Source organism: Amycolatopsis sp. NPDC051061 (genome assembly GCF_040682935.1).
Lineage (GTDB): Bacteria > Actinomycetota > Actinomycetes > Mycobacteriales > Pseudonocardiaceae > Amycolatopsis.
Genome location: NZ_JBFBBZ010000069.1, coordinates 1 through 17,797, shown reverse-complemented (window position 1 = coordinate 17,797; position 17,797 = coordinate 1). Strand labels below are relative to the sequence as shown.

Here is a 17,797-nt window from a genome sequence, read left to right as displayed (position 1 = left end):
GGGCGGCCGGCAGGTGTCGCGAATGACTCATACGGGACCTCCGACGCCGCGAATGGGTCATTCGCGACGTCCGCCGCCGGTCAGACTCGCGACAGCCGGCTCACCAGCACCGCGGACGGCGTCGGATGGGCCCCGCCGCCGCGCACGGAGTCCGCCACCGCGCGGTCGGACGTCGCCACCACCATGGGGCGGCCCGCGGGCTCGGCCGCGACGAGGTTGCGGATCACGTCGTCGGCCAACACGCCGCGGTCGGAGAACAGCACCCGCACCCCGCGGGGCACCGACGCCGGTACCGACAGCACGCCCGCGCCGTCGAACACGACCGTCACCTCGGCCGACGTGCGCGCCGCCAGGGCGGACAGCTGGTGGATCAGCCGGTCGCGCTGGTCGGCCAGCGCCAGCTCGGGATAACCGGTCTTGGTGACGTTGTAGCCGTCGACGATCAGGTGCACGTTCGGCAGCGCGAGGTAGCGGTCCAACGTGGACACGTCGGCGATCTTGCCGCCCTGGCCGGAGCCGGTGCTGGCGCCGCGGACCATGTCGGCGGGCCGCGCGCCGCGGGCGCCGAGGGCAAGCTCGCGGCGCAGGCCGGTGACCGCGCCGTCGATGGTGTCGATCAGCAGCGCCAGCCGCACTTCGTCGGCCTCGCGGGCCTCACGGGCGGACTGGCGCGCGATTTCGGCGTCCGCGACCGCGCGTTCGGCACGGATGCGTTCATTGGCGACGCGCTGGCGTTCCCGCCCGAGCTGGGCGGTGAGGGCGGCGATTTCCTCGGCGCGGGCGGCGGACCCGCGTTCGGTCTCGACGGACGCCGCTTCGGCCGCGTCCTTCGCGTGGCGGAGCTGGACGCCTTGCTCGCGAAGGCGCTTCAAGAGCTTCTCGACTTCGCCCTCACGCTCGCCTCGCGCGCTCTCGGCGGCTTTCCTGGCCTCGGCGAGCTCGACGCGCAGCTGGGTGAGCTCGCCCTCGAGACGCTGGCTCCGGGCCAGCGCGGCGTCGCGTTCGGCGCGCAGGACGTTTTCCTCGGCGTTCTTCGCCACCAGCCGGACCCGCCCGGCTGCGCCGGACTCGCCGAGCAGGACGGCCGCGGCCGCCGCGGCGACCGAGTCGGCCGCGTTGGGGTCGAGCGCGTCGGTGCGGTGCTCGCGCAGCCATTCGATGACGGCGGTGCGGAACTGGGACGACTCCCCGAGCGCGCCGAGCAGGGCGGCGCCGCCGAGCTTGGCCCGTTTACCCGGGGCGAACTTGGCGACGGGCCGCAGGTGGCGGGGCACGTCCGTGGCGGGCAGCTTGGCGACCGCGGCCGCCGAGAGCTCGGCGATCCGGTCGCGGACCGGCTCGGGCAGCGCCGGCCAGGTGGCCGGTTCCGGACGTCCGGCCTGGTCAGCGGGCTCCTCGACCTCCTCGGCCTGCTCCGGCCGCGGCGCGACACCCGACGGACCGGCGGGGTCCTCGGGCGGCTCCGGCACGAGCGGCTGCGGGTGCATTGGTCCAGGGTAGGCCCCGGCCCCCGATGACGCGCCGCGCGGCACACGGACCGGGCACGAACGGAAACTCTCGGTACCGTCCGGTCCTCTCGAAAATGTCAGCGCCCATCCGAGGCTTCGCCCCGACCGGGGGCTCCGCCACCCGCACCCCCGAAAAATGTCAGCGCCCACCCGAGGCTTCGCCCCCACCCGGGGGCTCCACCACCCGCACCCCCGAAAAATGTCAGCGCCCACCCGAGGCTTCGCCCCGACCGGGGGCTCCGCCACCCGGACCCCCGAAAATGTCGGTGGTCGCCTCTACTCTCCCGCACATGCGTTCGATCCAGGCACAGCTCGCGTTCGACGAGCTCGGAACTCCCTTGCGGGACACGACTTTCGTGGTGTTCGACCTCGAGACGACCGGGGCCGCGCCGAGTCCGTCGGGGATCACCGAAATCGGCGCCGTGAAGGTCCGCTCGGGCGAGGTCCTCGGCGAGTTCGCGACGCTCGTGAACCCGGGAATGCTCATCCCGCCGCAGATCGTGTCGCTGACGGGCATCACGCAGGCGATGGTCTACGACGCGCCGCCGATCGAGGAGGTGCTGCCGGCGTTCCTGGAGTTCATCGGCGGTGCCGTGCTGGTGGCGCACAACTCGGGGTTCGACACGTCCCACATGCGGGCGGCGTGCGAAGGGCACGGTTACGTGTGGCCGAAGCCGACGGTGGTCTGCACGGTGCGGCTGGCGCGGCGGGTGGTGCCGCGCGACGAGGTGGGCCGCTACAACCTGACGGCCCTGGCGTTGCTGTTCGGGGCGCGCACCCGGCCGACGCACCGGGCGCTCGACGACGCGCGCGCGACGGTCGACGTGCTGCACGGGCTGCTGGAGCGCGTCGGCAACCTGGGCGTCCATTCGCTCGAGGAGCTGATGGGGTACCTGCCCGAGGTCACGGTGGCGCAGCGCGCGAAGCGGCACCTGGCGGCCGACTTGCCGTCGGCGCCGGGCGTCTACCTCTTCAAGGGGCCGAAGGACGAGGTCCTGTACGTCGGCACGGCGAAGGACCTGCGGCGGCGCGTGCGGACGTACTTCACGGGGTCGGAGGGGCGGAGCCGGATCCGCGAGATGGTCGCGCTGGCCGAGCGCGTCGACCACGTGGTGTGCGCGCACGCGCTGGAGGCGGAGGTGCGCGAGCTGCGGCTGATCGCGGCGCACCGGCCCGCCTACAACCGGCGGTCGAAGAACCGGCACCAGGGCTGGTGGATCGGGCTCACGGAGGAGGCGTTCCCGCGGCTGTCGGTGGTCCGGCTGCCGCGGCCGGGGGTGCTGGGCCCGTTCCGCAACCAGGCGGACGCGAAGGCGACGGCGGACACGCTGGCCGGGGCGTCGGGGCTGCGGACGTGCACGCAGCGGATCTCGCCCCGGACGGCGAACGGGACCCCGTGCGTGCTGGCGGAGCTGGGGCGCTGCGGAGCGCCGTGCGCGGGGCGGCAGAGCGTGGAGGAGTACGTCCCGTCGGTCGAGTCGGTGTCGGGGCTGATCGCGGGCCTCGACGGCCGCCCGCTGCACGTGGCGGCGGCCCAGGTCGAGCGGCTGGCGGAGGGCCGGCACTACGAGCAGGCGGCCCGGCACCGCGACGAGCTGGCGGGGCTGATCCGCGCGCTGGGCCGCGCCCATCGCCAGACGGCGCTGGCCTCGATCGCGGAGCTGATCGCGGCGGCCCCGGACGGCGACGGCGGCTGGGAGCTGGCGGTGATCCGCTACGGCCGCCTGGCCTCGGCGGGAGTGGCACGGCGCGGGGTGCCGCCGATGCCGGTGGTGGAGCTGCTGGTGGCCTCGGCGGAGACGGTGCTGCCCGACCCGGGACCGCTGAACGGGGCGCCGCCGGAGGAGGTGGGGGTGTTGCTGCGCTGGCTGGCCCGGCCGGGGGTGCGGCTGGTCCGGACGACACGGCCGTGGGCGGAACCGGCGGCGGTGGCCGGGTGGCGGGGATGGCTGGACCTGGTCTCGAGCGCGCACTCACTGGAGCACGTGGGGTGAGCCGAACCGCCGGCTCCGCCGCGGTGCCCAGGGTTCGCCTTCGGCGTGATCCGAGCCGGAACCCACGTGATCCGAGCCGGATCTCGCGTGATGGGGGCCGGAACTCGCGAGTTACGGCCCCAATCCACGCGAGTCACGGGTCTGATCACGCGAGTTACGGGTCTGATCACGCGAGTTACGGGCCTGATCACACCGGACTGGTCGCCGCTCAGGCGACCGAGCGGTCCAGGGCGTCCAGCAGCCACGTGTGCGTGACCCCCATTGGCGCCGCCTCCCCCGTGACCTCTCCCGCCAGGTGCCAATACCGCCGCACCTTCGCGGCCCGGTCCGGCGCTGTCCGGTGGTTCAGCGCCCGGCGGAACTCCGGCGTGTCCCCCTCCCCCAGCGCCGCCGCGTGGGCCGCCACGAAGCGGTCCAGGGCCGGCCCGGGCGACGGCGGATCCCCCGCCGCCACCGACGTGAACGCCAGCTCGCACGCCGCCCCCACCTCCGCGTGGAGCGCGCCCAGATCCGCCACTCGCTCATGACCCGCCAGCGTGCTCGCCCGGACGTGCCCGGCCAGCGTCCGGTCCGCCGCCAGCACCACCAGCGACGCGTACGCCACCACCTGACCCGTCGACGGCTGCTCCGGCGGCCGCGGCGCGCTGACGGCCAGGAACATGCCGGCCGTGTCCGGCGGGATCGGGCCTGTCGTCATCGGGTGCCAGAGGCGGACCAGCACCTCGTGCGCCGAGAAGCCGTCCTGCACCGCCGACAGCAGCTCCAGCCGGGCCGCGCGGTCCGCCGGCGACGACTCCTCCACCGCGCGAAGCACCGAACGCCGCCAGGCCAGCGTCGCGACCTCCCGGTCCAGCGCCGCGCGCTCGGCAGCCACCGCCTCGTCCAGCGAACAAGAGCCGGTCAGGACGTCGGTGATCGACCGCAGCCCCAGGCCCAGCCCGCGCAGCCGCCGCACCAGGTTCAGCCGGTCGACCGTCTCCCGGTCGAACCGGCGATGACCGCCGACGCTGCGCCCGGGCTCCAGCAGCCCCTCGTCGCAGTAGAAGCGGATCGTGCGGACCGGCACGCCCGTCCGCCGCGCGAGGTCGCCGATCCCGAGTGTGTCTTCGGTCACCTTCGGTCGAACCTCCAGCCGGGTGGAATTCCTACCGTACGGCCATGGACACCACCAGCCTCGCCGAAGCACTGCACGCCCGCACCGCCGCGTTCGCGGACGCCGTCACCGGCGCCGACCCGGACGCCCGCGTCCCCACCTGTCCGGACTGGCCGCTGCGGGTGCTCGTCGGCCACCTCGGGCAGGCCCACCGCTGGTCCGCCGACATCGTCCGGTCCGGGCCGTCGCCGGTCCCCGACCCGGTCGACGCCGACCCCGGCGCCCCGGAGACCTGGCGCGACTGGCTCCGCCAGGGCGCCGACGACCTCGCCAAGACGGTCCTGGACGCGGGCGATACGCCGGTCTGGACGTTCTTCGGCCCCCGACCGGCGAAGTTCTGGCTGCGCCGGATGCTCCAAGACACCACGATCCACCACGCCGACGCGGCACTCGCGACGGGAACCGCCTTCGAAGTGGCCCCGGACCTCGCGGCCGACGCGATCAGCGAGTGGCTGGAGATGCTGTCCGACCCCGTCACGGCGAGCCTCCGGCCGGACTTCGCCCGGCTGCGCGGCACCGGCCAGACCCTCCAGCTGCGCCACGGACAAGATCCGGGCTGGCTGATCACCCGCGGGCCCGACGGCGTCCGGTGGGTCCGGGAGACGGCCACCGCCGACGTCACGCTGGCCGGCCCCGTCCGGGACCTGCTGCTCGTCCTCACCCGGCGGCGGCCCGCGGAACGCGTCACCATCACCGGTGACCGCGCCCTGGCTGACCATTGGCTGGCGCACACCGCGGCCTAGGATCGCGGGCGACCCCCGCAGACGAGTCTTGGAGGACCCAGGTGATCACCGCGATCGTGTTGATCCAGGTTGAGGCGGACGCGATCCCGGACGCCGCGCAGGCGATCGCCGACATCGACGGCGTCGGCGAGGTCTACTCGTGCGCCGGGGACGTCGACCTCATCGCCACCGTCCAGGTGTCCGCGCACGAGGAGCTGGCCGACCTCATCCCCGGCCGGATCGGCAAGGTGCCGGGGGTGCTGGACACCGTCACGCACATCGCGTTCCGGTCGTACTCCCGCGCCGACACCGAGCAGGCCTTCGCGATCGGTGCCGAAGACTGACCGCGGCCGTCGCCCGAACCTGAACATGAAGAAGGCCACCTCCGGACGTCCGGAGGTGGCCTTCTTCGTGACTGACTAGTGGTCCGAGCCCTTGGCGGTCTCGATGCTCTCGAACTCGCCCGGCTCGCCCTGGGTGACCGAGTGGCCGTTGCCGTTCCCGTGCCCGTTGCCGTGGGCACGCTGCAGGGCGACGGTCTCCTCGGCCGGGTCCGGCGACCAGAACGTGCCCGGCACGGCCTGACCGGCCGAACCCAGCTTGTTCATCTTCTTCGGCACGGATGCGCCCTGGTACTCGAGCGGGATCGCGTGGCCGTGGCTGTCGACCCCGGCCAGCGGCTGGTGGACCTCGATGAACTCACCGTGCGGCAGCCGCTTGATGATGCCCGTCTCGACGCCGTGCTCCAGCACCTCGCGGTCGGCCCGCTGCAGGCCCAGGCAGAGCCGGTAGGTCAGGTAGTAGGCCACCGGCGGCACGATGAGCACGCCGATGCGGCCCGCCCACGTCGTCGCGTTCAGCGAGATGTCGAAGCTGTCGGCGATGATGTCGTTGAAGCCCGACAGCTCGATGACCATGAAGAAGCCCAGCGCCATCGCGCCCAGCGCCGTGCGGACCGGTGCGTCCCGGGGCCGCTGGAGCAGGTTGTGGTGCGCGGTGTCCTTGGACAGCTTCCGCTCGAGGAACGGGTAGGCCAGCAGCAGGCCGATCAGGACCGGCATGCCGACCGCGCCGGGGAAGAAGACGGCCGGGATCGTGTAGTTCCCGAGGTAGACCTCCCAGGCCGGCCAGATCCGGAGCATGCCGTCGGCCCAGGCCATGTACCAGTCGGGCTGGGAACCCGCCGAAACCTGCGCCGGGTTGTACGGGCCGAAGTTCCACACCGGGTTGATCTGGAACAGGCCCGACATCAGCGCCAGCACGCCGGTGACCAGGGTGAAGAACGCCCCGCCCTTGAGCGCGAAGTACGGCATGATCCGGACGCCGACGACGTTGGTCTCCTTGCGGCGCACGCCCGGGAACTGCGTGTGCTTCTGGTACCAGACCAGCGCCAGGTGCGCCCCGACCAGGGCGAGCATGATGCCCGGCAGCAGCAGGATGTGCAGCGTGTACAGGCGCGGGATGATCTGGTCGCCGGGGAACTCCCCGCCGAAGAGCGCCCAGTGGATCCAGGTGCCGGCGACCGGCACCGAGAGCACGATGCCCGACAGCGTCGCCCGGATACCGGTGCCGGAGAGCAGGTCGTCCGGCAGGGAGTAGCCGAAGAAGCCCTCGAAGCAGCCCAGGATCAGCAGCAAGCCACCGATGACCCAGTTGGCCTCACGCGGCCGCCGGAAGGCGCCGGTGAAGAAGATGCGCAGCATGTGCACGGCCATCGACGCGACGAAGATCAGCGCTGCCCAGTGGTGCAGCTGGCGCATGAAGAGGCCGCCGCGGACGTCGAACGAGATGTCCAGCGTCGTGCGGAACGCCTGCGACATCTCCAGGCCCTGCATGTTCTTGAAGCTGCCCTGGTAGACGACCTCCTGCATGGAGGGGTCGAAGAACAGCGTCAGGTACACGCCGGTGAGCAGCAGGATGATGAAGCTGTAGAGCGCGATCTCGCCGAGCAGGAACGACCAGTGCGTCGGGAAGACCTTGTTCAGCTGGTGCCGCAGGCCCTTGGCCGCGTGGTACCGCTGGTCGGCGTTGTTCGCGGCGTCGCCCAGCGCCTTCTCGACCGGGCTCGACCCCTTGGTCGGCGTGGTGAGTGAACTCATGACTTACGCTCCCAAAAGGCCGGACCGATGGCCTCGATGAAGTCGCCTCGCGCGATCAAGTATCCCTCTTCGTCCACCGTGATCGGTAGCTGGGCCAGCGGACGCGTCGCCGGGCCGAAAATCGGCTTGGCGTAGTGCAGCGCGTCGAACTGCGACTGGTGGCAGGGGCACAGGATGCGGTTGGTGCGCTGCTCGTACAGGGAGGTCGGGCAGCCGACGTGGCTGCAGATCTTCGTGTACGCGTAGTAGTCGCCGAAGTTGAAGTCCTCCTGGCCGGCCCGCTTGACCACCTTGGCGGCGTCGGTCGAGCGCAGGCGGATCAGCATCACGGGGTTGTCGATCCGGGTCAGCGCGGCGGCCAGCAGCTCCGGCTTGCCCTTCTCCGAGTCCCGGTACGGGAAGACCGTCTCCATCGCGCCGGCGTCGAGGTCCTCGGCCTTGACCAGGCTGGCCTCTTCGCCCTCTTCCAGCGGCTTGCCGGTGTCGCGGCGCAGGTAGACCTTCTCGCCGGGGAAGTTCGGCAGCCAGCCGGTGTGCCACAGCGACGCCCGGTTCTCGGTGTCCTTCCACGGGTCCTTGATGAAGGACGCGAGCGGCAGCGCGGCGGCCGCGAGGCCCAGCGTGCCGGCCCCGGCGATCGCCGAGCGCTTGATCAGCGAGCGGCGCGCGATGGTGCTGCGGCTCCCGGCGTCGGACAGGTGCGCGAGGAACGTCTGGCGGTCGACCTCGGCCGACCCCTTGCCGTCACCGTCGTGGCGCTCCTGCACCGAGACCTCGGCGGGCACGAACTTCTTGGTGTACAGGATCACGCCGATGCCCAGGCCGAGGATGGCCAGGCCGAGCGTGATGCCGAGCATCGGCGTGTACAGGCTGTACCAGAAGTGACCGCTCTCGTTGTCCGGCGCCTCGTACTTCCACGGCCACCAGATCAGCGAGACGACGAACCCGAGCCCGGCCAGCGCCGAGAGAGCGAACCAGAACGCGACCAGGCGCTCGGCCCGCTTCTCCGCCCGGGTGCCCTCCACGGGCCACGGGGTCGGGTACTCGACGATCTCGACACCGTCGAGCTGACCGCCCAGCTTCAGCAGCTGGTCACGGTCCATCTCAGCCAGCTCCGCCTCCGTCGGCGGCTTAGGCCCCTCGGCACTCATGCCTTCGATCCAATCCACAACGTCGCGCCGATCAGCGCGGCGATCCCGACGATAAAGGCGATGACGCCCTCCGAGGCGGGACCGACCCCGCCGAGGCCGTTACCACCCGGGTCATTGTTGCCGTCGGACACCGACTTCACGTAGGCGACGATGTCCTTCTTCTCCTCCGGCGACAGCTGCCGGTCGGAGAACTTCGGCATGTTCTGGGGGCCGGTGAGCATGGCCGTGTAGATCTGCTCTTCGCTGGCCGGATCCAGGTTCGGCGCGTACTTGCCCGCGGACAGCGCGCCACCGCGGCCGGTGAAGTTGTGGCACGACGCGCAGTTGAGGCGGAACAGCTCGCCACCGCGGGCCGGGTCGGACCCGCGCAGGGCCTCGCCCTTCTCGGCGGGGCGCTGGGCGCCGCCGCCGTGCGCCTGGATGTAGGCGCCGACCGCGTCGATCTCGGCCCCGGTCAGCTTCGGCGGCTTGCGCTCGATCTGCGCCTCCTGGCGCGAGGCGGGCATGCGGCCCGAAGAGGTCTGGAAGTACACCGCGGCGTCGCCGATGCCGATCAGGCTCGGCCCGCGGTCCTGCACGCCCTCGAGGTTCGCGCCGTGGCACGCGATGCAGGTGTTGTTGTAGACCTGCTCGCCGAGACGCAGCTGCGCCGGCGTGCCCTGGGCCTGCGCGGTCTGCGGCTCCGGGGCGAACACGGCGTACAGGGCGCCGGCGCCCACCAGCGCGATACCGAGCGCGAGCAGGCCGGCGAACCGCCTCCGCAGCTTCGACCGCGCGCGGTAGCGGCGCTCTGCCGACTGGCGCCTCCGCTGAGGAGAGCCCGTCGGCGCCGAGGACTTGGTGCTGGTGGTCATCTTGCGGCAACCCTTGCTGTCAGTTCAGGCCGATGGTGAAGGTGGTGGCGGCTGGGCGTGAAGCCCTCACGGGAGGAGGTAGATCACACCGAACAGGCCGACCCACACGATGTCGACGAAGTGCCAGTAGTAGGACACGACGATCGCCGACGTGGCCTGAGCGGGCGTGAACTTGCTCAGTTTCGTGCGGATGAGCAGGTACACGAAGGCGATGAGCCCGCCGATGACGTGCAGGCCGTGGAACCCGGTGGCGAGGTAGAAGACCGTGCCGAACGGGCCGGACGGGATCGTCATCCCCTCTTCGACCAGGTTGTGGTACTCGTTGGCCTGGCCGCCGACGAAGATCGCGCCCATGATCAACGTGATGATGTACCAGCGGCGGAGTCCGTAGACGTCGCCGCGCTCGGCGGCGAATACGCCGAACTGGCAGGTCAGCGAGGACAGCACGAGGATCACCGTGAACGGGATCGCGTACGTCACGTTGAGGTGGAACTCTTCGCCGTGCAGCGGCGGCGGCCACTGGCCGGAGGAGTTCTGCGCCTTGACGGTGAAGAACATCGCGAAGAGCCCGGCGAAGAACATCAGTTCGCTGGACAGCCACACGATGGTGCCGACACTGACCATGTTCGGCCGGTTCAGCGAGTGAACCCGCTGACTGATGGTGGGAGCTGCCGTTGTCACGGATCGCATTATGTCCTCTCGCACCACCGTCCCGCCGGGTGGGTCCACGGCGGGTCGTCTGCGTAACCGATCACACCGGATGCCCGGGAAGGTGAGAGCTACTCATGGGTTTACTCGACCGGCTGCTTGACCTGGTCAAGAGGCACGAAACCCCCGGTCTGACGGCTGATACGGCCGGTTTGGAGATCGTCGCCGAGGCCTTCGACCCGGTCGTCGCGGACTCCGCCGTCCTCGCCGGTTCACCCGCCTGGGTCAGCACGGCACCGGCCGTCCTGCGACACCACCTGCTCCTGCCGCCGGACCGGCTCGCCGAGGCGGCGTCGATTCTCGCCCAGGACGGCTACGACCTGCGGGAACAGTCTGTTTCGGGTGGCCTGACGCGGGTCCACGCGGTCCGCGTCCAAGTGCTCGACGCGCTGCACTGCGCCCAGGAACGGTCCCGGATGGCGGGTCTGGCGCAGCGGCTCGGCGGGGACGCGCTCGGCTGGGACGCGCTCCAGCCGGAGGCGCCCGCGTGATGTCGGTCTCGGCCGATACGATCGGGCGAGACGTGCGGTGACGAGTATGGAGGCGTGCCTGATGGGCGAGCAGTCGATGCGGGTCCTGGTGTTCAGCCACAAGGCGGAGGTGCGCGAAGCGATCGTGAACGCGGTCGGCCGACGGCCCGCCGCCGACCTGGCGCGCGTGGACTACGTCGAGGCGACCGGGATCGCCGACGTGCTGTCCGAGGTGGACGCGGGCCACGTCGACCTGGCGATCCTCGACGGCGAGGCCCAGCCGACCGGGGGCATCGGCCTGTGCCGGCAGCTGAAGAGCGAGATCACCGACTGTCCCCCGATCGTGGTCGCGGTACGGCGCCGGGACGACCGGTGGCTGGCGACGTGGTCGCAGGCGGACGCCGTGCTGGTGCACCCGCTGGACCCGTTGACCGCCGCGGAGACCGTCGCCGACGTGCTGCGCGCGCGACGGGTCCCCGTCGTGAACGGCTGAGCCCGGTGGCCACCCCGGTCCCCCGCACCTGGCCGCCGCTGCTCAAGCAGCTCGTCGCACGCGTCGACCTGTCCGAGGAGGACACGGCGTGGGCGATGGACCAGATCATGAGCGGCGCGGCGAGCCCGGCGCGGATCGCCGGGTTCGCGGTGGCGCTGCGCGCGAAGGGCGAGACGCCTTCGGAGATCGCGGGTATGGCCGCGACGATGCTGGCGCACGCCCGGCGGGTCGAGCTGGACCGCGCGGCCGTCGACATCGTCGGCACGGGCGGCGACGGCTCGAACTCGGTGAACATCTCGACGATGGCGACGATCGTCACGGCGGCGGCCGGCGCCCCGGTGGCCAAGCACGGCAACCGCAGCGCGTCGTCGAAGTCCGGCGCGGCGGACGTCCTGGAGGCGCTCGGCGTCACGATTTCGCTGCCCCCGGAGGAAGTCCAGCGCAGCCTCACCGAGGTCGGCGTGGGGTTCTTCCTGGCGTCGGCGTTCCACCCCGCCCTGCGCCACGCGGGCCCGGTCCGCGGCGAGCTCGGCATCCCGACGACGTTCAACCTCCTCGGCCCGCTGACCAACCCGGCCCAGCCGGGCAGCGCGCTGATCGGCTGCGCGTACGAGGACAAGACGCACGTGCTGGCGGAGGTGTTCGCCCGCAGGGGCACGACGGCTCTGGTGGTCCGCGGCGACGACGGGCTCGACGAAATCACGACGACGACCACCTCGACGGTGTGGGTGGTGTCGGGTGGAACGGTGACCCGGACGGCGTTCGACCCGGCTTCGCTGGGCATCCCCCGGGCCACGGCGGCGGACCTGCGCGGCGGCGACGCGGCGGCGAACGCCGAGGTGGTGCGTGAGCTGGTGGGCGGGAAGCCGGGGCCGGTGCGGGATGCGGTTTTGATCAACGCGGCCGCGGCTCTGGCGGCGTTCACGGGGTTCTCGGAGTCCCTTGAGGACGACCTGCGCGCGGGGTTGACGCGGGCGGCCGAGGCCATCGATTCCGGGGCGGCCGCGGCGGTCCTGGACCGCTGGATCGCTTTCGCCTGAGCCCGGACCCGAGCGCCCCAATGTGGCCTTGGTTGCGTTCAACGCACCGAAGGGCCCCTTGGGTGCGTTCAACGCACCGAAGGCCACATTGGGGCGCTTCAGCCGCGGAACGCCGTCCGGTACGAGGACGGGCTCGTCCCCCGCAGCCGGGTGAACTGGTGCCGCAGGGCGGCCGACGACGCGTACCCGCACGCCGCCGCGATGTCCTCCACCGACAGCCGCCCCTCCTCCAGCAGAGCCTGGGCCCTATCCAGGCGCCGCTCCGTCAACCAGCGGTGCGGCGTCGTCCCCGTCGCCGCCGAGAACCGGCGAAGGAACGTTCGTTCTCCCAAACCGCTCCGCCGGGCCAGCTCGGCCACCGTGAACGGCTGGTCCAGCCGCCGCTCCACCCACTCGAGCGCCTCCGCCACCACCGAGTCGTCCGAAACCCGCGGGACCGGCGCCTGGACGAACTGGGCCTGCCCGCCGGCCCGGAACGGCGCCGCCACCATCCGGCGCGCCAGCGTCGTCGCCGCCGTCACGCCGCGCAGCCGCCGGACCAGGTGCAGGCAGAGGTCCACCGCCGCGACCGTGCCCGCGCTCGTCAGCACCCCGCCGTCGTCCGCGTACAGCGCCTGGGTGTCCACGGACGCCGCCGGGAAGCGGGCGCGGAACTCCGCCTCGTAGACCCAGTGGACCGTGCACCGGCGGCCGTCGAGCAGGCCCGCGTAGCCCAGCGTGAACACGCCCGCGCAGAACCCCGCCACCCACGCGCCCCGCGCCGCCGCGTCGCGCAGGACGTCCAGCACCGGCGACGGCGGTGGCGCCGTCCGGGGCGCGCACGTCGGCACGATCAGCAGGTCCGCCGACGCCGCGAAGTCCAAGCCGTGGAGCCCGGACAGCCCGAAACCCGACCAGCTCGAGACCGGCGCCCCCGCGGGCGAGCAGACCCCGAAGTCCCAGCCCTCGATGCCGTCGGCGCTGCGGTCGGTGCCGAAGACCTCGCACGCGACGCCCAGCTCGAACGGCGAAACGTGGTCCGCCAGCACGACCGCGACCCGGGTGACGTCCATGCCGGCCAGCATGTCACAAGTTTTGCGGCCGTTGTCATCTCTGACACTGGTCGCTCGAGGCCGACCGGACGAATCTGGTCGCCATGACGAACTCCGAAACCCGCCCGCTGCTCCAGTGGTCCGCGGCGATGGCGATGTCCGGCACGATCGGCGCCGTCGTCCTCGAGAGCGGCGCGGCCGCGCCGGCCGTGGCCTTTGCCCGCTGCTTCGTCGGCGGGACGCTGCTGGTGCTCTGGTGCCTCGCCCGCGGCTGGCTGCCCGCCTGGCGGCCCTCGAAGCGCGACCTCGGGCTGGCCGTCCTCGGCGGGCTCTTCCTCGTCGGCAACTGGGTGCTGCTGTTCGCGTCCTACGCGCTGTCGTCGATTTCGGTCAGCACGGTCGTCTACCACACCCAGCCGCTGATCCTGGTCGGCCTGGCGGCGGCGTTCCTCGGCGAGAAGGTCGCCAAGAGCCACCTGGTCCGGGCCGCGATCGCGTTCGGCGGCGTGGCCCTGATCTCGCTGTCCGCCCACGGTGAGGACGGCAAACCCATCCAGCTCGCCGGGATCGGGCTCGCGCTCGGCGCGGCCCTGCTCTACGCCGGCGCGTCCTTCGTCGCGAAGCAGCTGAAGCACATCCGCCCGCACCTGCTCGCGGCTGTCCAGACGACGGTGGGCGCGGTCCTGCTGGCGCCCGTGTTGTTCGTCACGCCGCTGCCGACGGCCCCGCGCGAGCTGCTCTGGCTGGTGCTGCTGGGCACCGTCCACACCGCACTGATGTACGTGCTGATGTACGCGAGCATCGGCAAGCTGCCGACCACGACGGTGGCGCTGCTGTCCTACCTCTACCCGGTGGTCGCGGTGCTGGTGGACGTCGCTTTCTACGGTCACCGCCCGACCTGGCCGGAGGCACTGGGGATGCTCGCAGTACTGGCCGCCGCGCTGAGTCCTCAGCGCAACGGCCAGTCAAAGGGTGCGAAGGTCAGTCGTGCGACGGACCCGTGTGGTACTCGAACACCAGCCCGCCGATCGTGATGAGCAGCGCGACCAGCGCCATGACGAGCAGCCAGATGTGGAAGAACGCCAGGGCCAGCGCGGCGAGGGCCGCGGTGGCCGCCATGGCGATCGGCCAGTAGCTGCCCGGGCTGAAGAAGCCCAGCTCACCGGCGCCGTCGCTGATCTCGGCGTCCTCGCGGTCTTCCGGACGCGGCTCAATGCGCCGGGCGACGAACTGCATGTAGCTGCCCGCGAGGAACGCCAGGCCACCGGTCAGGACCAGCGAGACGATGCCCACCGGCTCGGGCTTGCCTCCGTAGCGGGGGTCCAGCACGGCCCACACCCAGTACACGGCCGCCATGAACACGGCGAAGATCGCCACGATGAAGAAGATGCGGGCTTCGACCTTCATGGGTCTTTCCTACTCCCTGTGTGAACCGGCGTCAGTTGGACGCGGAGCGCGCCGTGCGGTCGGTGTTGAACGGCTGGGTGGTCACCGCGTGCGGGGTGCACAGCTCGCCGCAGTTCATCTTCGTCAGCGCTTCGGACGCGGTGAACGTCTGGCCGGTGGCCGGGTTCACCTGCTTGCGCAGCGCGATGTACGCGTCGTACTTGTCCGCCGACAGCGCGCGGACCTCGAAGTTCATCACCGAGTGGTAGGTGCCGCACAGCTCCGCGCACCGGCCGACGAAGGAGCCTTCGCGGTCGATCGTGTTCTGGAAGGAGCTGTCCTGGTTGTTCTTGTCCGGGTTCGGGAAGACGTCCCGCTTGAAGTGGAACTCGGGCACCCAGAAGGAGTGGATGACGTCGGTGGAGATCAGGTCGTACTGGATGACCTTGCCGACCGGGAGCACCAGCAGCGGGATCTCGCCGGACGAGCCGACCGTGCTGACCTGGCCGCTGCCGTCGGGCTTCGCCGCGTTGGCGTCCTCGTACTTGAACTCCCAGTTCCACTGGAAGGCCACGACCTGAACCTTGACGTCCGGGTTCGGGATCTTGGCCAGGACCTTGTCCCCCGTCATCGTGGTGAAGAGGAACAGGACGCAGACCATGATCGTCGGGACGACGACCGTGAACATCTCGAGCGGGATGTTGTACTGGAACTGCCGGGGCAGCTCCTCCGGCTCGCCGTCGACCGTCTTCTTCTTGCGGTGGAACGCCGCGGTCCAGAAGATCAGGGCCCACACGATGGCGCCGACGACCAGCGCGGCCACCACGGTCCAGGTCCACAGCGTGCGCATCTCGTCCGCTTGCCGCGTGACACCCACCGGCCAGCCGAACCGCAGGATCTCGTCGCCGGAGCAGCCCGTCGCGGTCAGCGCGACCAGCACGGCCAGCGCGGCGACGCGCACGGTCCGCTTCCCCAGGGTGCGCTTGGGTTGTCCCACTGCGCCTCGCCCTTTCACCCAGAGCCTCCTACGACCGATCTTTGTGACAGGTGCGGAGCCTAGCCGAGTTGGCGCGCTCCGCTGACCAAGGGGTAACCCTCGACGCGCGTGTTACTCGCCACGGGCCGCCCGGCATACTGGGCACTTCCCCCAGCCCGGTGAAGAACTCCGAAGGTGTGTGAGTACCCGTGTGCGGCCTGCTTGGACTGATCTGCGCGACCGAGACCGGCGCGGCGAACGCGCGTGACGCCGTCGGCGCGGCCATGCGCTGCCAGCGCCACCGCGGCCCCGACGAGCAGGACACGTGGGCCGACGCCGAGGTCGTCTACGGCTTCAACCGGCTCGCGTTCATCGACGTCGAGCACGCCCACCAGCCGCTGGTCTGGGGGCCGCCGGAGGCGCCGGGCCGCTACACGATGAACTTCAACGGCGAGATCTACAACTACCTGGAGCTGCGGGCCGAGCTGGCCGAGCAGCACGGGGCGAAGTTCGAGACCGAGGGCGACGGCGAGGCCATCGTCGCCGGCTTCCACTACCTAGGCGCCGACTGGGTCAAGCGGCTGCGCGGCATGTTCGCCTTCATGATCTGGGACTCCCAGGAGAAGCGGGTCTTCGGCGCGCGCGACCCGTTCGGGATCAAGCCGCTCTTCTACTCGGCCGGCCCCGGCGGGGTGGCGTTCTCCAGCGAGAAGAAGAGCCTGCTGGAGCTGTCGGACACGCTCGGCGTCGCGCAGGAGCTGGACCGCAAGGCGCTGCAGCACTACCTGGTCCTGCAGTACGTGCCCGAGCCGGAGTCGCTGCACACCGCGATCCGCCGCGTCGAGTCCGGGACGTCGTTCGAGGTGGTGCCCGGCGGTGAGGTGAAGTTCACCCGCTACTTCCACCCGCAGTTCGCGACGAAGCCGGTCAACGGCCCCGCCGAGGCCGAAGCGCTGTACGAGCGCATCGCCGATGTGATGCGCGACTCGGTCGGCAAGCACATGATCTCCGACCCCGACGTCACCGTCGGCGCCTTCCTCTCGGGCGGCATCGACTCCACGGCCACCGCCACGCTGGCCAAGGAGCACAACCCGAACCTGATCGCGTTCACCACCGGGTTCGAGCGCGAGGGCTACTCCGAGGTCGACGTCGCCGCCGAGTCGGCCGCCGCGATCGGCGTGAAGCACGTGGTCCGGACGGTGACGGCGGACGAGATGATGGAGGTCCTGCCGCTCATCGTCTGGTACCTCGACGACCCGGTGGCCGACCCGGCGCTGGTCCCGCTCTGGTTCATCGCCCGCGAGGCCCGCAAGCACGTCAAGGCGGTGCTGTCCGGCGAGGGCGCGGACGAGCTGTTCGGCGGCTACACGATCTACAACGAGCCGATCTCGCTGGCGCCGTTCGAGAAGATCCCGGGCGGCATGCGGAAGCTGATCGGCAAGGTGTCGACGAAGATCCCGGAGGGCACCCGCGGCAAGGACCTGCTGCGCCGCGGCGCGCTGCCGCTGGAGGACCGCTACTACGGCAACGCCCGCAACTTCCGCGACGACCAGCTGCGTCACGTGCTGAAGACCTACCAGGAGGGCGTGGGCTTCAAGGACGTCACGGCGCCCTGGTACGACGTCTCGCGCGGCTGGGACCCGGTGGCCCGGATGCAGCACGTCGACCTCTACACGTGGCTGCGCGGCGACATCCTGGTCAAGGCCGACAAGGTGACGATGGCGAACTCGCTGGAGCTGCGGGTGCCGTTCCTCGACGCCGAGGTGTTCAAGGTCGCGGCGTCGATCCCGCTGGACCAGAAGCTCGCGCACGGCACGACGAAGTACGCGCTGCGCCAGGCTCTGGCCAAGATCATCCCGGCGCACGTGCTGAACCGCCGCAAGCTCGGCTTCCCGGTGCCGATCCGGCTGTGGCTGCGCAACGAGATGTACGACTGGGCGAAGGGGATCATCAACGACTCGAAGACCGAGGAGCTGCTGGACAAGAAGGCGATCCTGGGGCTGCTCGAGGAGCACAAGGCGGGCCAGCTGGACCGCAGCCGCCAGCTGTGGGCGCTGCTGGTGTTCATGCTGTGGCACGGCATCTTCGTCGAGCACCGGATCAAGCCCGAGATCCCGGAGCCGGTGTACCCGGTCAAGCTCTGACACTCGCCTAAAAGCCGTGAAGGCCTCCTTACCGGCCATAAGAGCCGGTAAGGAGGCCTAAACGGCTA

17 protein-coding genes are annotated in these 17,797 nt (G+C 71.1%); 8 read left to right on the top strand and 9 right to left on the bottom strand.

The window, feature by feature from the left end; genetic code table 11:
• Nucleotides 1–80: 80 nt before the first annotated feature.
• Nucleotides 81–1,487 carry an NYN domain-containing protein gene (locus AB0N03_RS47305; protein WP_364387189.1) on the bottom strand — a complete coding sequence of 469 codons (1,407 nt, stop codon included), beginning with the start codon at nt 1,485–1,487 and terminating at the stop codon, nt 81–83.
• Nucleotides 1,488–1,798: 311 nt separating this feature from the next.
• Here AB0N03_RS47305 and AB0N03_RS47300 point away from each other — a divergent pair, with 311 nt between their 5' ends.
• On the top strand, nt 1,799–3,502 hold the full coding sequence (locus tag AB0N03_RS47300) for a DEDD exonuclease domain-containing protein (RefSeq protein WP_364387187.1): 1,704 nt from the start codon (nt 1,799–1,801) through the stop codon (nt 3,500–3,502).
• Nucleotides 3,503–3,710: 208 nt separating this feature from the next.
• Here AB0N03_RS47300 and AB0N03_RS47295 read toward each other — a convergent pair whose 3' ends face one another.
• Nucleotides 3,711–4,616, bottom strand: coding sequence for a MerR family transcriptional regulator (locus tag AB0N03_RS47295; protein WP_364387185.1), 906 nt, complete (start codon nt 4,614–4,616; stop codon nt 3,711–3,713).
• 44 nt (nt 4,617–4,660) lie between these two features.
• Here AB0N03_RS47295 and AB0N03_RS47290 point away from each other — a divergent pair, with 44 nt between their 5' ends.
• Together AB0N03_RS47290 and AB0N03_RS47285 are read left to right on the top strand one after the other, a co-directional pair.
• Complete coding sequence (locus AB0N03_RS47290; protein WP_364387183.1) at nt 4,661–5,398, top strand: maleylpyruvate isomerase family mycothiol-dependent enzyme; 738 nt, start codon at nt 4,661–4,663, stop codon at nt 5,396–5,398.
• A 41-nt stretch (nt 5,399–5,439) separates the two neighbouring features.
• A complete protein-coding gene (locus AB0N03_RS47285; RefSeq protein WP_155541919.1) occupies nt 5,440–5,721 on the top strand; it encodes an Lrp/AsnC ligand binding domain-containing protein in 282 nt (93 codons plus the stop codon).
• Nucleotides 5,722–5,796: 75 nt separating this feature from the next.
• Here AB0N03_RS47285 and AB0N03_RS47280 read toward each other — a convergent pair whose 3' ends face one another.
• The 4 genes from AB0N03_RS47280 to AB0N03_RS47265 all read right to left on the bottom strand — a co-directional run bounded on the left by AB0N03_RS47280 (nt 5,797) and on the right by AB0N03_RS47265 (nt 10,171).
• A complete protein-coding gene (locus AB0N03_RS47280; RefSeq protein WP_364387181.1) occupies nt 5,797–7,476 on the bottom strand; it encodes a cytochrome bc complex cytochrome b subunit in 1,680 nt (559 codons plus the stop codon).
• Nucleotides 7,473–8,627: a ubiquinol-cytochrome c reductase iron-sulfur subunit gene (locus AB0N03_RS47275; protein ID WP_364387179.1), complete on the bottom strand. Its 1,155-nt coding sequence runs from the start codon at nt 8,625–8,627 to the stop codon at nt 7,473–7,475. Before AB0N03_RS47275 ends, AB0N03_RS47280 begins: the two co-directional genes overlap by 4 nt.
• Nucleotides 8,624–9,481, bottom strand: coding sequence for a c-type cytochrome (locus AB0N03_RS47270; RefSeq protein WP_364387177.1), 858 nt, complete (start codon nt 9,479–9,481; stop codon nt 8,624–8,626). The genes AB0N03_RS47275 and AB0N03_RS47270 overlap by 4 nt, the downstream gene beginning before the upstream one ends.
• Before the next feature lie 66 nt (nt 9,482–9,547).
• Nucleotides 9,548–10,171 carry a heme-copper oxidase subunit III gene (locus tag AB0N03_RS47265; protein WP_364387175.1) on the bottom strand — a complete coding sequence of 208 codons (624 nt, stop codon included), beginning with the start codon at nt 10,169–10,171 and terminating at the stop codon, nt 9,548–9,550.
• A gap of 95 nt (nt 10,172–10,266) precedes the next feature.
• On the opposite strand from AB0N03_RS47265, the gene AB0N03_RS47260 reads away from it, so the two are divergent.
• The 3 genes from AB0N03_RS47260 to trpD all read left to right on the top strand — a co-directional run bounded on the left by AB0N03_RS47260 (nt 10,267) and on the right by trpD (nt 12,192).
• Nucleotides 10,267–10,680, top strand: coding sequence for a hypothetical protein (locus AB0N03_RS47260; RefSeq protein ID WP_364387173.1), 414 nt, complete (start codon nt 10,267–10,269; stop codon nt 10,678–10,680).
• A 61-nt stretch (nt 10,681–10,741) separates the two neighbouring features.
• Entirely contained in the window at nt 10,742–11,152 is a 411-nt protein-coding gene (locus tag AB0N03_RS47255) for a hypothetical protein (RefSeq protein WP_364387235.1), read from the top strand.
• A 5-nt stretch (nt 11,153–11,157) separates the two neighbouring features.
• On the top strand, nt 11,158–12,192 hold the full coding sequence (gene trpD, locus AB0N03_RS47250; protein ID WP_364387171.1) for an anthranilate phosphoribosyltransferase: 1,035 nt from the start codon (nt 11,158–11,160) through the stop codon (nt 12,190–12,192).
• A 98-nt stretch (nt 12,193–12,290) separates the two neighbouring features.
• Here trpD and AB0N03_RS47245 read toward each other — a convergent pair whose 3' ends face one another.
• Nucleotides 12,291–13,244, bottom strand: a complete 954-nt coding sequence (locus AB0N03_RS47245; RefSeq protein ID WP_364387169.1) for a helix-turn-helix domain-containing protein — start codon at nt 13,242–13,244, stop codon at nt 12,291–12,293.
• A gap of 83 nt (nt 13,245–13,327) precedes the next feature.
• Here AB0N03_RS47245 and AB0N03_RS47240 point away from each other — a divergent pair, with 83 nt between their 5' ends.
• Nucleotides 13,328–14,257: a DMT family transporter gene (locus tag AB0N03_RS47240; RefSeq protein WP_364387167.1), complete on the top strand. Its 930-nt coding sequence runs from the start codon at nt 13,328–13,330 to the stop codon at nt 14,255–14,257.
• Here AB0N03_RS47240 and AB0N03_RS47235 read toward each other — a convergent pair.
• Both AB0N03_RS47235 and AB0N03_RS47230 read right to left on the bottom strand, forming a co-directional pair.
• Nucleotides 14,205–14,630 (bottom strand): cytochrome c oxidase subunit 4, encoded by a 426-nt coding sequence (locus AB0N03_RS47235; protein WP_364387165.1) that lies wholly within the window; start codon nt 14,628–14,630, stop codon nt 14,205–14,207. The genes AB0N03_RS47240 and AB0N03_RS47235 overlap by 53 nt on opposite strands.
• 31 nt (nt 14,631–14,661) lie before the next feature.
• Nucleotides 14,662–15,606, bottom strand: coding sequence for a cytochrome c oxidase subunit II (locus AB0N03_RS47230; protein WP_364387163.1), 945 nt, complete (start codon nt 15,604–15,606; stop codon nt 14,662–14,664).
• Nucleotides 15,607–15,794: 188 nt separating this feature from the next.
• On the opposite strand from AB0N03_RS47230, the gene asnB reads away from it, so the two are divergent.
• Complete coding sequence (gene asnB / locus AB0N03_RS47225; protein ID WP_364387161.1) at nt 15,795–17,729, top strand: asparagine synthase (glutamine-hydrolyzing); 1,935 nt, start codon at nt 15,795–15,797, stop codon at nt 17,727–17,729.
• Nucleotides 17,730–17,797: the final 68 nt, after the last annotated feature.

Bases quoted from the DNA above. Each gene is read 5' to 3' on its own strand.
- AB0N03_RS47305 (WP_364387189.1), bottom strand. From the start codon at position 1,487: ATGCACCCGCAGCCGCTCGTGCCGGAGCCGCCCGAGGACCCCGCCGGT.
- AB0N03_RS47300 (WP_364387187.1), top strand. From the start codon at position 1,799: ATGCGTTCGATCCAGGCACAGCTCGCGTTCGACGAGCTCGGAACTCCC.
- AB0N03_RS47290 (WP_364387183.1), top strand. From the start codon at position 4,661: ATGGACACCACCAGCCTCGCCGAAGCACTGCACGCCCGCACCGCCGCG.
- AB0N03_RS47280 (WP_364387181.1), bottom strand. From the start codon at position 7,476: ATGAGTTCACTCACCACGCCGACCAAGGGGTCGAGCCCGGTCGAGAAG.
- AB0N03_RS47275 (WP_364387179.1), bottom strand. From the start codon at position 8,627: ATGAGTGCCGAGGGGCCTAAGCCGCCGACGGAGGCGGAGCTGGCTGAG.
- AB0N03_RS47270 (WP_364387177.1), bottom strand. From the start codon at position 9,481: ATGACCACCAGCACCAAGTCCTCGGCGCCGACGGGCTCTCCTCAGCGG.
- AB0N03_RS47265 (WP_364387175.1), bottom strand. From the start codon at position 10,171: ATGCGATCCGTGACAACGGCAGCTCCCACCATCAGTCAGCGGGTTCAC.
- AB0N03_RS47260 (WP_364387173.1), top strand. From the start codon at position 10,267: ATGGGTTTACTCGACCGGCTGCTTGACCTGGTCAAGAGGCACGAAACC.
- AB0N03_RS47255 (WP_364387235.1), top strand. From the start codon at position 10,742: ATGGGCGAGCAGTCGATGCGGGTCCTGGTGTTCAGCCACAAGGCGGAG.
- AB0N03_RS47245 (WP_364387169.1), bottom strand. From the start codon at position 13,244: ATGGACGTCACCCGGGTCGCGGTCGTGCTGGCGGACCACGTTTCGCCG.
- AB0N03_RS47240 (WP_364387167.1), top strand. From the start codon at position 13,328: ATGACGAACTCCGAAACCCGCCCGCTGCTCCAGTGGTCCGCGGCGATG.
- AB0N03_RS47235 (WP_364387165.1), bottom strand. From the start codon at position 14,630: ATGAAGGTCGAAGCCCGCATCTTCTTCATCGTGGCGATCTTCGCCGTG.